We start from the raw sequence: 14,287 nt of genomic DNA on the forward strand, positions 1-14,287 counted from the left end.
AGGCCAGCAGAGTCCGGTGCGGCATGGGAAGGAGTCGAGGACCCCAACGATGTTCAACAAGGTTTTGATCGCCAACCGGGGCGAGATCGCCTGCCGGGTGATCCGTACCCTCAAGACGATGGGCATCGCCTCGGTGGCGGTGTATTCGGAGGCCGATGCCGGCGCGCTGCATGTCGATCTGGCCGATGAGGCGGTGTGCATCGGCCCCGCGCCGGCAGCCGAGAGCTACCTGCGCGCCGAGCGTATCCTGGAGGTGGCGCGCCAGACCGGCGCGCAGGCCATCCACCCCGGCTACGGTTTTTTGTCGGAAAACCCGGAGTTCGCCGAGGCCTGCGCCGCCGCCGGGATCGTCTTCATCGGCCCCAGCCCCGCGCAGATGCGCGCCTTCGGCCTCAAGCACACCGCGCGCGAGCTGGCGCTGGCCAACCAGGTGCCGCTCCTGCCGGGCTCCGGCCTGCTGCGCGATGCCGGACACGCGCAGGCCGAGGCCGCCCGCATCGGTTACCCTGTCATGCTCAAGAGCACCGCCGGCGGCGGCGGGATCGGCATGCGCCTGTGCTGGAGCGCGGACGAGCTGGCTGAGGCCTTCCAGTCGGTCGAGCGGCTGGCGCGCGCCAACTTCAAGGAGAGTGGCATCTACCTCGAAAAGTACGTCGAGCACGCGCGCCACATCGAGGTGCAGCTGTTCGGCGACGGCCAGGGGCGGGTGGTCGCGCTCGGCGAGCGCGACTGCTCGGTCCAGCGCCGCAACCAGAAAGTGATCGAAGAGACCCCCGCACCGGGCCTGACCGATGCGCAGCGGGCGCGTCTGCTCGCCACCGCCGTGCGCCTGGGCGAGGCGGTCGGTTACACCTCGGCGGGCACGGTCGAGTTCGTCTACGACACCCAGAGCGGCGAGTTCTACTTCCTGGAGGTGAACACCCGCCTGCAGGTCGAGCATGGCGTGACCGAGGCGGTCACTGGGGTGGACCTCGTCGAATGGATGATCCGCGTCGCGGCGGGCGACAGTCCGCTGAAGGCGGGGGTACCCAAGCCGCGTGGCGCCTCGATCCAGGTGCGCCTGTATGCGGAGGACCCGGCCAAGAACTTCCAGCCCTCCGCCGGGTTGCTGACCGCTGCCGACTTCCCCCCCGACGTTCGGGTGGATACCTGGGTCGAACGCGGCAGCGAGGTGCCCGCCTTCTACGATCCGCTGGTCGCCAAGGTGATCGTCAAGGGGGAGGACCGGCAGGACGCCATCGCCCGTCTGCAGGCGGCGCTGAAGGCCACGCACGTGGCGGGCATCGAGACCAATCTCGATTACCTGCGCCAGATCGTGCGTGATGCCGTGTTCAGCGAAGGCCGCCAGACCACGCGCTACCTGAACGGCTTCCACTACCGTCCAAGCACCATCGACGTGCTGGAGCCGGGCGTGCAGTCCAGCATCCAGGACTGGCCGGGGAGGCTGGGCTACTGGGACATCGGCGTGCCGCCCTCGGGGCCGATGGATGCGCTGTCACTGCGCCTGGGCAACCGCCTGGTCGGCAACGCGGAGGGCATGGCCGCGCTCGAGCTGACCATGGCCGGGCCGACGCTGCGTTTCAACACCGAGGCCATCATCGCCCTCACCGGGGCGGTCATGCCCGCCACCCTGGATGGAGAGCCCCTGGAGCCCTGGACCGCCCAGCGCATCCCAGCCGGGGCTGTGCTGCGCCTGGGCGCGATCAAGGAGGGGGGCGCCCGTGCCTACCTGTGCGTGCAGGGCGGTTTCGACGTGCCGGACTACCTGGGCAGCCACTCCACCTTCACCCTCGGCCAGTTCGGCGGCCATGCCGGACGGACCTTGCGCGTGGGCGACGTGCTGCACATCCGCCCACCCAGGGACGCGTCGGTCTGTGGGCGGGCGCTGGCCAAGGCCCTGCGGCCGGTATTCGGCAAGCACTGGGACATTGGCGTGCTGTACGGCCCGCACGGCGCGCCGGACTTCTTTACCGACGGGGATATCGCCACCTTCTTCGCCACCGACTGGGAGGTGCATTACAACTCCAGCCGCACCGGCGTGCGCCTGATCGGGCCGAAGCCCGAGTGGGCGCGGACGGATGGCGGGGAGGCCGGTCTGCACCCCTCCAACATTCACGACAATGCCTACGCCATCGGGGCCATCGACTTCACCGGCGACATGCCGGTCATCCTCGGGCCGGATGGTCCCAGCCTGGGCGGCTTCGTCTGTCCGGCGGTGGTGGTGCAGGCCGAGCTGTGGAAACTCGGCCAGCTGCGTCCGGGCGATACGGTGCGCTTCCATCGCCTGACCCAGGCCGAGGCCGCCCGGCGTGCCCGGGCTCTGGATGCGGCCATCGCCGGTCTGGATGCGCCGCTCATGGCGCCCGTCGCCGACAACCCCACGGGGGATGCGCTGGAGGCCGTGGTGCACCGCTTGCCTGGCGGTCCTGGGCGGGTGGAGGTGGTGTACCGCCGTGCAGGCGATGCCTATCTGCTGGTCGAATACGGTGAGCTCAAGCTCGACCTCGCCCTGCGGATGCGCGCCCATGCCCTGATGGAATGGGTGCAGGCCCGGCGTGCCACCCTGTTCGCGGGCGCGATCATCGACCTCACCCCGGGCATCCGCTCCCTCCAGATCCACTACGATCCGCGCGCCCTGCCGCTCGACGCGCTGCTCGCCGCCCTGCTGCGTGCCGAGGAGGCGTTGCCGGAGATTGGCGACCTGGTCGTGCCTTCGCGCATCGTCCACCTGCCCCTGGCCTGGGACGACAGCCAGACCCGTCTTGCGATCGAGAAATACATGCAGTCGGTGCGCCCGGACGCCCCCTGGTGCCCGAGCAACATCGAGTTCATCCGCCGCATCAACGGCCTCGACACGATCGACGAGGTCATGCGGGTGGTGTTCGAGGCCAGCTACATGGTGCTGGGCCTGGGCGATGTCTATCTGGGCGCGCCGGTTGCCACCCCGGTCGATCCGCGTCACCGCCTGGTGACCACCAAGTACAACCCGGCCCGCACCTGGACGCCGGAAAACGCGGTCGGCATCGGCGGCGCCTACCTCTGCGTGTACGGCATGGAGGGCCCGGGCGGCTACCAGTTCGTCGGCCGCACGGTGCAGATGTGGAACCGCTACAAGCAGACCGCCGACTTCCGGGAGGGCAAGCCCTGGCTGCTGCGCTTCTTCGACCAGATCCGCTTTTACCCGGTGACGGAAGACGAGCTGCTGAAGATGCGCGAGGACTTCCCGCGCGGTCGCTTCAGGCTGCGGATCGAGGAGACGAGCTTCAGCCTGCGCGACTACCAGGCCTTCCTGACCACCCACGCGGACAGCATCGCGGCCTTCAAGCAGCGTCAGCAGGCCGCCTTCGAGGCCGAGCGGGAGCGCTGGAAGGCCCTCGGGCAGGCCGAATACGCGAGCGACGCCATGGTGGCGGGCGCGGCGGCGGACAGCGAACTGGACCTGCCGGAGCACAGCCGCGCGGTGGGCTCGCCGGTGTCCGGCAACGTGTGGAAGGTGCAGGTCGCGGAGGGCGACAGGGTCAGGGCGGGCGATGTGCTGGTGGTGGTCGAGTCGATGAAGATGGAGATCGCCATCGAGGCCCCCTGCGATGGCCAGGTGTTCAGGCTGTTCTGCCGCGAGGCCACCCCGGTCACCGCCGGGCAGGACCTGCTGATCCTGCTGGAGGAGGTGTGACATGGCGCGCAGCCTCGACATCACCAGCCTGCGCCGGGCCTATCTGGCCGGCGAGCTCACACCCGTCACCCTGCTGGAGGAGGTGCTCGCCCGCCTTGAGGGCGAGGATACCCACCACATCTGGATCGAGCGCCTGCCGCGCGAGACAGTACTGGCTTACGCCCGGGCACTGGAGGACCGGGACCCGGCCGGGCTTCCCCTGTACGGCATCCCGTTCGCCATCAAGGACAATATCGACCTCGCCGGGGTGCCGACCACCGCGGCCTGCCCGGCCTTTGCCTACCGGCCGGAACAGTCGGCGCACGTGGTGCAGCGCCTGATCGACGCGGGGGCCATCCCGCTCGGCAAGACCAACCTCGACCAGTTCGCCACGGGCCTCAATGGCACGCGCTCGCCCTATGGCGCCTGCCGCAATGCCTTCGACCCGGACTACATCGCCGGGGGCTCCAGCTCCGGTTCGGCGGTGGCGGTGGCACTCGGCCAGGTCAGCTTTGCGCTCGGCACCGACACCGCGGGCTCCGGACGGGTGCCCGCTGCCTTCAACAACCTCGTCGGCCTCAAGCCGACGCGTGGTCTGCTCTCCACGCGCGGCGTGGTCCCCGCCTGTCGCACCCTGGACTGCGTCTCCATCTTCGCCCTCCACGCCGCCGATGCCGAGGCCGTCTTGGCCGTGGCGGCGGACTACGACCCGCGCGATGCGCAGGCCCGTGCGGGTCGCCCGGAGGCCCCCTTCCCACCCCGCTTCCGCTTTGGCGTGCCGCGCGCGGACCAGAAGGCCTTCTTCGGGGATGATGCCGGGGCGGAGCTGTTCGCCGAGTCCATCGAGCGTCTGGAAAGCTTGGGCGGCCGTGCGATGACCATCGACTTCGCGCCGTTCCTCGAGGCCGCGCGCCTGCTCTACGAGGGGCCGTGGGTGGCCGAACGCTATGCCGCCATCCGTGACTTTTTCGACACCCGCGCGGAGGACGTGCTGCCGGTGATCCGCACCATCATCGGCCAGGGGCGCGATTTCGATGCGGCGCAGACCTTCAACGGCTTCTACCGCCTGGCCGAACTGCGCCGCGCGGCGGAGGCGGTCATGGCCTCGGTGGACCTGGTGCTGACCCCCACCGCCGGACGCATCTACACCATCGAGGCGCTGCAGGCCGAGCCGATCCGGCGCAACAGCGAGCTCGGCTATTACACCAACTTCATGAACCTGCTGGACTTTGCTGCCGTGGCGGTGCCAGCCGGGTTCACCCCCGCCGGATTGCCCTTCGGCATCACCCTGTTCGCGCCGGCCTTCCGTGACCGCGCCCTGCTTGCGCTTGCAGCGCGTTTCCACACCGCCCTCGGTGGCACGATGGGGGCGACGGGGTTGCCGCTGCCCGCGGTGGACGTCCCGGAACCGCGCGAGGGGATCATCGAGGTGGCGGTGGCCGGGGCCCATCTGGAAGGGCTGCCCCTGAATGGGCAGCTCACCCAGCGCGGGGCCTGGCTGGTCGAGCGCACCCGTACCTCGCCCGATTACCGCTGCTACGCGCTGGCCGGCGGACCGCCGTTCCGGCCGGGGCTGATCCGGGTCGAGGAGGGGGGCGCGGCGATCGAGGTGGAGGTCTGGGCGGTGCCCGCCGAGCATTTCGGCAGCTTCGTGGCGGGGATCCCGGCGCCGCTCGGCATCGGCCGGGTGACCCTCGAAGGCGGGCGGGAGGTGAGTGGCTTCATCTGCGAACCACGCGGCATCGAAGGGGCGGAGGACATCACCGCCTTCGGTGGCTGGCGCGCCTATCTGGCCGCCAAGGGAGATTAGTCCCTCAGTACGGCCACCATCCGCCCGGGCACGAGCAGGGCATCCAGGGCATCGAGGATGGAAGGGAAGATGGCGCGCGCGGCCATGAGCGTCGCGCCCGCCGCGCCCTCGTTCATCAGCACGGCCAGGCCCAGGTTGGCCTTTTCCAGCATCAGCCGGTCGTTCCAGCCATTGCCGATGGCGCATACCCCGCCGTCAAGGCCGGCGACGTAATCCCGCTTGGCGATGGACTGCCCGGTGGCGGGCAGCACGTGCAGGTTCACCGGCAGCCCTTCCAGGGCGACACGGGCGGTGCCAAAGGTGTCCCCGGTCACGCAGTGCAGGGTCAGCACCGCGCTCAAGGCATGCAGGCGCTCGGCCGCCCCGGCCACCACCGCCCCGCGCAGGGCGAGGGTGCCGTTGAAGTCGAGCACCAGGTGCTGGAGTTCGAGGGGCGGTTGGCCGGGCAGGTCAATGCGGAGCATGGTGGGGTAGGGGCCCTTAACGCGTGGCGGAATGATTCAGAAAAGGGCACGTTCCCTCCCCCCTGGCGGGGGAGGGTTAGGGAGAGGGGGGCAACGTCTGATCACCCTCTCCCCCAGCCCTTGGTCCCTCCTCTCCGGCCCTTCCGTCATCCTTGCCGGAAGCCCCTGCGGGGTGCGGCCGTCGAGAGCCCCCTCGAGGGGGAGGGGGGCAGGATGTACCTGTGTTGGAAGGAGGGTGCCCCGCCCCCGGCCCGGCGTCAAGTCAGCGTCCGCCCCGGTAGCCTTGACCCGATCCGCCATTCGACGCGGTCTGCCCGCACTGTTCCATCGGGCTTTGGAGGATGGCATCCACCGTGGCCTGGTCGATCACCTGCGCGGTGTAGCTGCCGGTCTGCTTGATGATTTGTCCGGCAAACGAGCGCAGATGGTTGCGCGAACCGCACATCAGGTTGGCATAGACCGTGTCGGTGTAGGTCTGCTGACTGAGGGCGATAGAGTCCACCAGGTCCTGGATGTCCACCTCCTCGATCAGGGCGCCGACCTTGAGGGCCGCAAGCTCGCTCGCCTGCCCCTGGGTGGTCAGGGTGGTGTAGAGGCTGGCAAGCTCCGGGTTGACGAACACCCCGTGGGTCTCGGCGGCATCCACCGGGTCCGGCAGGCCGTAGCAGTCGAGCACGGCCTTCATGCTGTCCATGTGCTGCTGCTCGGAGGTGCGGATGTTGCTCATGATCGTGACCACCGGCACCTGGCCGGCACGGGCGAGCCAGTAGGCGGCGAGTTCGTCGTACACGTCACGGGCGAGCTTTTCCTCCTCGCGCATGAACAGGGCCTCGTCGATCTCGGCCTGGGAGAGTGGCGTCACCACCTGCGGGCAGGCGGCGGCGGTGACCGTGGTGCTTGGTGGGCTGGAGGTGCTCGTGGTTCCTGCTGCGCTGGCGCCGCCGCAGGCGCTGAGGGTGGTGGCGCACAGCCCGGCCAGGGCCAAGGCGGACAGCGTGCGGGCAAAAGAAGGGGTATCCATGGGGGTTCTCCTGGGTGAACGAAGGCGTAGGGCTGGCGATCAACGACCGCCGCGTCCACCGCCCATGCCGCCGCCCATACCGCCTGCCCCCCCACCCATACCGCCGCTCTGGCGGTGCTCGGCGCGGCGTGCCTCACGCTCCTCGCGCTGCGTTTCGCGCTGCTGGAGCATGTTCTGCTGCATGACGGGATCAGTCTGGCGGGCCTGGGTGGCCGCGTGTTCACGGATCTGTTGCTGCAGCCGATCCTGGTTCAGCACCGGCTCTTCGGCCTGAACGAAGGTGGCGCCGAACAGGGTGAGGGCGCAGGTCGAAGCGAGGAGAAGGTTTTTGCTGTGCATGATGGACACCTCATCGTGTGGAATGTACGGTTCATCGGCGGCCATGGCCGCCGCCCATGCCGCCCCCGCCGAAGCCGCGACCGGCCGGGCCGTAGTCGCTGCCGAAGCCCGCGCCGTAGCGCTGCTCGAAGCCGCGGCCATAGCCGCCGCGCCGGCCCTCGTCCGGGCCCGGCTCGGGGGACCGATCCCACCCCGGGGCGAGTCGGCGGGCGTCGTCCTCGACCAGCCCGGGGCGCGGCTCATCGCCTGGGGTCTCCAGGCGTCCCTCCTCGGCCAGCAGTGGGCCGGAGAACAGGGTGAGCAGGAGCAGGAGGGGCTTGGTCATCGGCGCGGCGTGGGTTCGGGGGTTGGCATGGGGCAAAGGATGCACGGGGTGTCTTGCGCCAGGATGGCTCCTGTGCAACCGTGCGTTTCAGAATGTAACAGATGCGGGAAAGATGATGCCCACGCTCTGGCTGGTGGATGACGATGCGGCCCTGCGCGACCTGCTGGTGCAGTATCTGCGCGAGCAGGGTTTTGCCGTCGTCGCCTTTGCCGATGGCCCGGCCCTGGACCGCGCCCTGCACGAGAACCCCCCGCCCGATCTGCTCCTGCTCGATGTCATGCTGCCGGGGGAGGATGGGCTCTCCATCGCCCGCAGGCTTGGGGGGCTGGGCATCCCCATCATCATGCTCTCCGCGCGTGGCGAGGACATCGACCGCATCGTGGGACTGGAGGTGGGGGCGGACGACTACCTGCCCAAGCCCTTCAACCCGCGTGAGCTTTTGGCGCGCATCCGCGCGGTGCTGCGCCGCCGCGAGCCCAACACCGTCAGCCACGCGGCGCCGGTGGCCCCTGCCCGGCTGTTGGAGCAGGGCCCCTTCCGCCTCGATCTCGACACCCATGCGGTGAGCGTGGCGGGGCGGCCCGTCGAGCTGACCGAGGGCGAATTCCAGCTGCTGCGGATCTTTCTCGAACAACCCCGCCGGCTGCTCTCGCGGGATGCCCTGCTCGAGCGGCTCAAGGGTTACGAGCGCAGTCCCTTCGACCGCAGCATTGATGTGCGGGTGGCGAGGCTGAGGCGCAAGATCGAGTCCGATCCTGCCCATCCCCGCCACCTGCTCACCATCCGCGGCGAGGGCTACGTGTTCGTGCCGGAGGGGCGCGAGACCCCATGAGCATCCGGCCACTGGCCTGGCACCTGCGCCGTGCGCTCGGGGCGGTGTTGGCGGTCCAGCTGGTGCTGGCTATGGCCCTGCTGGCTGTCTGGGTCATGTTCCCGCTGACCGAGCATGCCGCGCGTGACAAGGCGGCCCTGCTCGTCCTCTCCGCCCAGACCTGGCTGGAGCTGCCGCCGCCTACCCGGCCGGATTTCGAGTGGGAGCTGCGCGAGCGGCATGGCCTGATCCTCGAGGCCGCCGTCTGGCCGGAGGGACTCACCCCGGCCTGGATGCCCTACCCGAGTGCCCTGCAGCACGCCTTGGCGGAGCGCACCGGCAGTCCGGTGACGGTGGGCGGGCAGGGGGCGTTGGGGCAGCTCACCGTCGCCTTCATGATCGAGGGGCGACCGTTCGTGGCCCGCTTCGCTGCGCCCCGACTTCTGGGCGGGCAGGTGGCCGCCCTGGCGCTGGTGCTGTTGCTCTCCACCGTGCTCGCCGCACTGATGGCCTTATGGCTAACCCGCCGCCTGACCCGCCCACTGGAGGCCATGACCGCCATGGCGGCGCGTTGGGAGCGGGGCGAGGCCGGACAGCTGGAGGTGGAGGATTGCGATATCCGTGAGGTGCGTGAGCTCGGTGCGCGCCTTGTGACCATGCAGCAGGCCCAGCGGCGCATGGAGCAGGAGCGCGCCACCCTGCTGGCGGGTATCTCCCACGATCTGCGCACCCCGCTCGCCCGCCTGCGTCTGGCACTGGAGATGCTGCCCGCGGCCGCGGACGAGCGGCGGGAGGCCATGATCCGCGACGTGGAGGCCATGGATCGCCTGATCGGCCAGGCCCTGGCCGTGGCACGCGGGGAGCCCCTGCCGCTGGAGGACGCCGATCTTGCGGGGCTGCTAGGCGAGCTGGTGGAGGGCTACCGGCGTCAGGGGAGAACCGTCCCTCTGGCGGGGCCCGCGCACTGCCCGGCCCGCATCGCCCCCCAAGCGCTGCGCCGCATCCTCGGCAATCTGCTCGACAATGCCGTGCGCTACGGGGGTGAATCGGTGGAGGTGCAGCTGAGCTGCACCCAGGATCGCTGGCGGGTGGAGGTGCTCGACCGCGGCCCCGGGGTGCCGGAAGACATGCGCGAGGCGATCTTCGCCCCCTTCGTGCGGCTGGAACCTTCGCGCAATGCCGCGACCGGGGGGAGTGGCCTCGGGCTCGCCATTGCCCGCCAACTCGCGCGCGCGCAGGGCTGGCGCGTGGGACTAGCGGCGCGCGAGGGCGGCGGCAGCTGCGCCTGGGTGGAGGGAGAACGGTAGGAGGCCCGCCCCGGGCCGATGAGGCCCGGCTCATCGCGGCGGGGGTATGGGTTATGCGCCCTCGTGCCCAGGCACCAGCCTTGAGAGCAGGGCGTCCAGCTCATCCAGCGAGCCGTACTTGAGGACGATCTGGCCCTTGCCGCGCTGGCCGTGGCGGATGGTGACCGGGGTGCCCAGGCGTTCGGCCAGCCGCCGCTCCAGGGCCTCCAGGTCGGCATCGCGGGGCTTGGCTGCCGGTTGGGCGGGGGCGGGGTGGGTGAAGCGGGCGACCAGGGCCTCGACCTCGCGCACGGAAAGCTGGCGCGCGACGATCTGTTCAGCCAGCTCCTCCTGCTTGGCGGCAGGCAGGGGCAGCAGGGCACGGGCATGACCCATGTCGAGCTGGCCGGTCTCGACCAGGCCCTGCACCGCCGGGGCGAGCTCGAGCAGGCGCAGCAGGTTGCTCACGTGGGTGCGGGAGTGCCCCACCGCCTCGCCGGCCTGCTGGTGGGTGAGGCCGAACTCCTCGATCAGGCGCTTGATGCCCTGGGCCTTTTCCAGGGCATTGAGGTCCTCGCGCTGCAGGTTCTCGACCAGGGCGAGGGCGGCGGTGGTGCGGTCGTCCACCTGGCGCACCACCGCCGGGATGTGGGTGAGGCCAGCGAGCCCGGCCGCGCGCCAGCGGCGCTCGCCCGCGATCAGTTCATAGCCGTCGCCCGAGGGGCGGACGACCACCGGCTGCAGCAGGCCCTGGGTCTTGATCGAGGCGGCCAACTGCTCGAGCTGCTCCGGCTCGAACACCTGGCGCGGCTGCCAGGGGTTGGGGCGGATCGCGGAGATCGGCAGGGTGCGCAGCTCGCCCTCGCGCGGCTTGTTGTCGCTCGATGAGAGCAGGGATTCCAGGCCCCGTCCGAGGCCCCGCTTGGCGGCGGCGTTCATGCGGCAAGCTCCTTCAATCGGTCCATGACCTCCTGGGCCAGTTGCACATAGGCCTGCGCGCCGGTGGAGGAGGGGTCATAGGCGAGACCGGACAGGCCGTGGCTCGGGGCCTCGGCCAGGCGTACGTTGCGCGGGATGATGGTCTGAAAGAGCCGAGGTCCGAAGTGGGCCTCCAGCTGTTGCGAGACCTCCTGCGCCAGGCGGTTGCGCCCATCAAACATGGTGCGCAGCACGCCGAAGATGGCGATGTTGGGGTTCACCGCGGCGCGCACCTGCTCGAGGGTGTCCATCAGGGCGGAGAGCCCTTCGAGGGCGAAGTATTCGCACTGCATGGGCACCACCACCCCGTGGGCCGCGACCAGCGCGTTGACGGTGAGGATGTTGAGCGCCGGCGGGCAGTCGATGATGACCACGTCGTAGCGGTCCAAGACCGGCTGCAGGGCGTTGCGCAGGACCATCTCCCGGCCGATCCTGCTCACCAGGCGTACCTCGGCGGCGGTCAGATCGCCGTTGGCGGGCAGGATGTCGAAGTCGCCCCCTTCGGTGGCGTGGATGCAGGCACGGATCTCCGCTTCGCCCAGCAGCAACTCGGCCGCGGTCGGTGCGATCGTGTGCTTGTCCAGCCCGCTGGCGGTGGTGGTGTTGCCCTGCGGGTCGAAATCGATCAGCAGCACGCGCTTGTCACCCAGCGCCATGCCGGCGGCGAGGTTGACGGCGGTGGTGGTTTTGCCCACCCCACCCTTCTGGTTGGCGACGGCGAGGATGATCGCGCTCACGAGGTTTCCTTGTCACGCAGGATGATCAGATGGCGCTCGCCGAGGACGGCAGGGGCGGCAAGACGGGGCGTCTCGACCACTTCGGCCCAGGCGGGCAGCTTTGATAGTTCATCATGCGGTATCTGGCCCTTCATCGCCAGCCAGCGTCCCCCCGGGGCGAGCAGGTGGCGGGTGAGGTTCACAAAGTCGGTCAGCGAGGCAAAGGCGCGGCTGGTGATCTGGGGGTAGTGGCCGGTCAGCGACTCGATGCGGGCGTGCAGGGCGCGGGCGTTGGTGAGCCTCAGGCTGCGGATGGCGTGCTCCATGAAGCGCACCTTTTTGGCCACGGCATCGACGAGCGTCACATGAAGGGAAGCACAGGGGGCTCCCCTCCCCCTTGAGGGGGAGGGGCTGGGGGAGAGGGTGCGCTCTGCTAGGCCGTCCCTCCCCCTCTCCCCGGCCCTCCCCCCCGAGGGGGGAGGGGGCTGGTTGTCCAGCGGGCAGGCGATGGCGACCACCAGCCCCGGCAGCCCGGCCCCGGCGCCCACATCCAGCAGCGGGGCGTCGTCGAGATGGGGCAATAGGCTCAGCGAGTCGAGTAGATGCTTGTCCACCATCTCCAGTGGGTCGCGGATGGCGGTGAGGTTGTAGGCCCGGTTCCACTTGATCATCAGCTCCAGGTAGTCGAGCAGGCGGGCCTGCGCCTCGTCCGGGATGACGAGCCCCATGGCGGCGATGCCGTTGGCCAGGCGCACGGCGAGGGTTTTCCGATCAACCGTGGACACAGCAGCCTCCCGTGCAGCACGGCTGTTCGAGCTGGATCGGCGGGCAGGGGGTGTCGCCGTAGGAGCAGAACACGCAACAGTCGCCCGGCTTGGGGCGGAGCAGGGTTTCGCAGGCCGGGCAGGGCAGGTACCACTGGCAGGCATCAAGGGGCATGGTTTCCGTCCACCCATGCCCGCAGGCGGGGCAGGTGACGGTGGAGTCGGGTTTGACGTTCATGCGCTCTTGGCGGCCAGCTGCCGCTTTTTCAGATGGATCAGGAGCAGGGAGATGGCGGCCGGGGTGATGCCGGGGATGCGCGAGGCCTGGCCCAGCGTGGCCGGGCGGTGGGCCTTGAGCTTCTGCTTGATCTCGTTGGACAGGCCGCTGATGGTGTCGAGATCGAGGTCCTCCGGCAGCACGGTCTCCTCGTTGCGGCGGGCGCGTTCGATCTCCTCCTGCTGGCGGTCGAGGTAACCGGCGTATTTGACCTGCACCTCGATCTGCTCGGCCACGTCCTCGCGTGTCACCCCAGGCCCAATGCCGGGCAGGGTCGACAGCTTCGCATAGTCCAGCTCGGGGCGCTTGAGCAGATCCAGCGCCGTGGCCTCGCGCGAGAGCACCACGCCTTGCGCCCGCAACGCCTGGCCGGCCGGGCTTGCGGGCGTGACCATGATCTCGCGCAACCGCTGGCGCTCGTGCTCGATGGCCTCGACCTTCTCGTTAAAGGCGCGCCAGCGCTCCTCGCCGACGATGCCGAGCCGCCGCCCAAGCTCGGTCAGGCGCAGGTCGGCGTTGTCCTCGCGCAGCAGCAGGCGGTACTCCGCGCGGCTGGTGAACATGCGGTAAGGCTCGTTGGTGCCGAGGGTGATCAGATCATCGATCATCACCCCGATGTAGCTCTCCTCGCGCCGCGGCGCCCAGGGCTCCAGGCCATGGGCCTGGCGTGCGGCATTGAGGCCGGCGACCAGCCCTTGCGCGCCGGCCTCCTCGTAGCCGGTGGTGCCATTGATCTGGCCGGCGAAGAACAGGCCATCGAGCACCTTCGTTTCCAGCGTGGGCTTGAGGTCGCGCGGGTCGAAGTAGTCGTACTCGATGGCGTAGGCCGGGCGGGTGATGTGGCAGCGCTCGAAGCCCTTGATCGAACGGTACATCTCAAGCTGCACGTCGAAGGGCAGGGAGGTGGAGACGCCGTTGGGGTAGATCTCCATCGAGGTCAGGCTCTCCGGCTCGACGAACACCTGATGGCGCTCCTTGTCGGCGAAGCGGACCACCTTGTCCTCGATCGAGGGGCAGTAGCGCGGGCCGACGCCCTCGATCACCCCGGCGTACATGGGCGAGCGGTCGAGGTTGGCGCGGATGATCTCGTGGGTGCGCTCGCTGGTGTAGGTGATGTAGCAGCTCACCTGACGCGGGTGCTCGGCGCGCGAGCCGAGGAAGGAGAACACCGGGGCCGGGTCATCGCCCTGCTGTTCCTCCATCACCGACAGATCCAGCGAGCGGATGTCGATGCGTGCCGGGGTGCCGGTCTTCAGGCGGCCGACGCGCGGGTGCAGCTCGCGCAGGCGCTGGGCGAGGGCGATGGACGGCGGGTCGCCCATGCGCCCGGCGGCGTAGTTGTCCATGCCGATGTGCACCTTGCCGCCAAGGAAGGTGCCGGCGGTGAGCACCACCGCGCGCGCCATGAAGCGGATGCCGGTCTGGGTGATGACCCCGGTGACCTGCTCGCCCTCGACGATCAGATCATCCGCCGCCTGCTGGAAGACCACGAGGTTGGGCTGGTTCTCCACCGTCTGGCGGATGGCCAGGCGGTAGAGGTTGCGGTCGGCCTGCGCGCGGGTGGCGCGCACCGCCGGGCCCTTGCGGGCATTGAGGATGCGGAACTGGATGCCACCCCGGTCGGCGGCACGGGCCATGGCCCCGTCCAGGGCGTCGATCTCCTTGACCAGGTGCCCCTTGCCAATCCCGCCGATGGCCGGGTTGCAGCTCATCGCGCCCACGGTCTCGATGTTGTGGGTCAACAGCAGGGTCTTGGCGCCCGCGCGCGCCGCGGCCAGCGCGGCCTCGGTGCCGGCGTGGCCGCCGCCGATGACGATGACCTCGAAGGTTTCGGGATAGAGCAT

General features: G+C 69.7%; 13 protein-coding genes. 4 read left to right on the forward strand and 9 right to left on the reverse strand.

The genetic code is table 11. The features are described from left to right. Positions 1-49 precede the first annotated feature (49 nt). Together uca and atzF are read left to right on the forward strand one after the other, a co-directional pair. On the forward strand, positions 50-3,673 hold the full coding sequence (gene uca, locus V6D91_RS06300; protein ID WP_347318796.1) for an urea carboxylase: 3,624 nt from the start codon (positions 50-52) through the stop codon (positions 3,671-3,673). Between the two features lies 1 nt (position 3,674). After that, positions 3,675-5,462, forward strand: a complete 1,788-nt coding sequence (gene atzF, locus V6D91_RS06305; RefSeq protein WP_347318798.1) for an allophanate hydrolase — start codon at positions 3,675-3,677, stop codon at positions 5,460-5,462. On the opposite strand, the gene V6D91_RS06310 is transcribed toward atzF, so the two are convergent. From V6D91_RS06310 to V6D91_RS06325, 4 genes are all read right to left on the reverse strand, one after another. Then, a complete protein-coding gene (locus tag V6D91_RS06310; RefSeq protein WP_347318800.1) occupies positions 5,459-5,926 on the reverse strand; it encodes an ATPase P in 468 nt (155 codons plus the stop codon). The genes atzF and V6D91_RS06310 overlap by 4 nt on opposite strands. Before the next feature lie 262 nt (positions 5,927-6,188). Further along, entirely contained in the window at positions 6,189-6,947 is a 759-nt protein-coding gene (locus V6D91_RS06315; RefSeq protein ID WP_347318802.1) for a DUF2202 domain-containing protein, read from the reverse strand. A gap of 39 nt (positions 6,948-6,986) precedes the next feature. Then, the gene (locus V6D91_RS06320) at positions 6,987-7,286 is read right to left on the reverse strand and encodes a hypothetical protein (protein ID WP_347318805.1); all 300 of its coding nucleotides are present in this window, start codon (positions 7,284-7,286) and stop codon (positions 6,987-6,989) included. Positions 7,287-7,317: 31 nt separating this feature from the next. Then, positions 7,318-7,611, reverse strand: coding sequence for a hypothetical protein (locus V6D91_RS06325; RefSeq protein WP_347318808.1), 294 nt, complete (start codon positions 7,609-7,611; stop codon positions 7,318-7,320). A gap of 112 nt (positions 7,612-7,723) precedes the next feature. On the opposite strand from V6D91_RS06325, the gene V6D91_RS06330 reads away from it, so the two are divergent. Continuing rightward, on the forward strand, positions 7,724-8,443 hold the full coding sequence (locus V6D91_RS06330; RefSeq protein WP_347318811.1) for a response regulator: 720 nt from the start codon (positions 7,724-7,726) through the stop codon (positions 8,441-8,443). Beyond that, positions 8,440-9,729 carry an ATP-binding protein gene (locus V6D91_RS06335; RefSeq protein WP_347318813.1) on the forward strand — a complete coding sequence of 430 codons (1,290 nt, stop codon included), beginning with the start codon at positions 8,440-8,442 and terminating at the stop codon, positions 9,727-9,729. Before V6D91_RS06330 ends, V6D91_RS06335 begins: the two co-directional genes overlap by 4 nt. 51 nt (positions 9,730-9,780) lie before the next feature. On the opposite strand, the gene V6D91_RS06340 is transcribed toward V6D91_RS06335, so the two are convergent. The 5 genes from V6D91_RS06340 to mnmG are packed head-to-tail and all read right to left on the reverse strand — an operon-like array spanning position 9,781 to position 14,287. Next, on the reverse strand, positions 9,781-10,647 hold the full coding sequence (locus V6D91_RS06340; RefSeq protein WP_347318816.1) for a ParB/RepB/Spo0J family partition protein: 867 nt from the start codon (positions 10,645-10,647) through the stop codon (positions 9,781-9,783). After that, a complete protein-coding gene (locus V6D91_RS06345) occupies positions 10,644-11,423 on the reverse strand; it encodes a ParA family protein (protein ID WP_347318818.1) in 780 nt (259 codons plus the stop codon). Before V6D91_RS06345 ends, V6D91_RS06340 begins: the two co-directional genes overlap by 4 nt. Beyond that, the gene (locus V6D91_RS06350) at positions 11,420-12,187 is read right to left on the reverse strand and encodes a 16S rRNA (guanine(527)-N(7))-methyltransferase RsmG (protein WP_347318819.1); all 768 of its coding nucleotides are present in this window, start codon (positions 12,185-12,187) and stop codon (positions 11,420-11,422) included. The genes V6D91_RS06345 and V6D91_RS06350 overlap by 4 nt, the downstream gene beginning before the upstream one ends. After that, positions 12,174-12,404: a GDCCVxC domain-containing (seleno)protein gene (locus V6D91_RS06355; RefSeq protein WP_347318820.1), complete on the reverse strand. Its 231-nt coding sequence runs from the start codon at positions 12,402-12,404 to the stop codon at positions 12,174-12,176. Before V6D91_RS06355 ends, V6D91_RS06350 begins: the two co-directional genes overlap by 14 nt. After that, a complete protein-coding gene (gene mnmG, locus V6D91_RS06360; RefSeq protein WP_347318822.1) occupies positions 12,401-14,287 on the reverse strand; it encodes a tRNA uridine-5-carboxymethylaminomethyl(34) synthesis enzyme MnmG in 1,887 nt (628 codons plus the stop codon). Before mnmG ends, V6D91_RS06355 begins: the two co-directional genes overlap by 4 nt.

The sequence above is a fragment of the Thiofaba sp. EF100 genome (assembly GCF_039822285.1).
Taxonomy (GTDB): Bacteria; Pseudomonadota; Gammaproteobacteria; order Halothiobacillales; family Halothiobacillaceae; genus Thiofaba.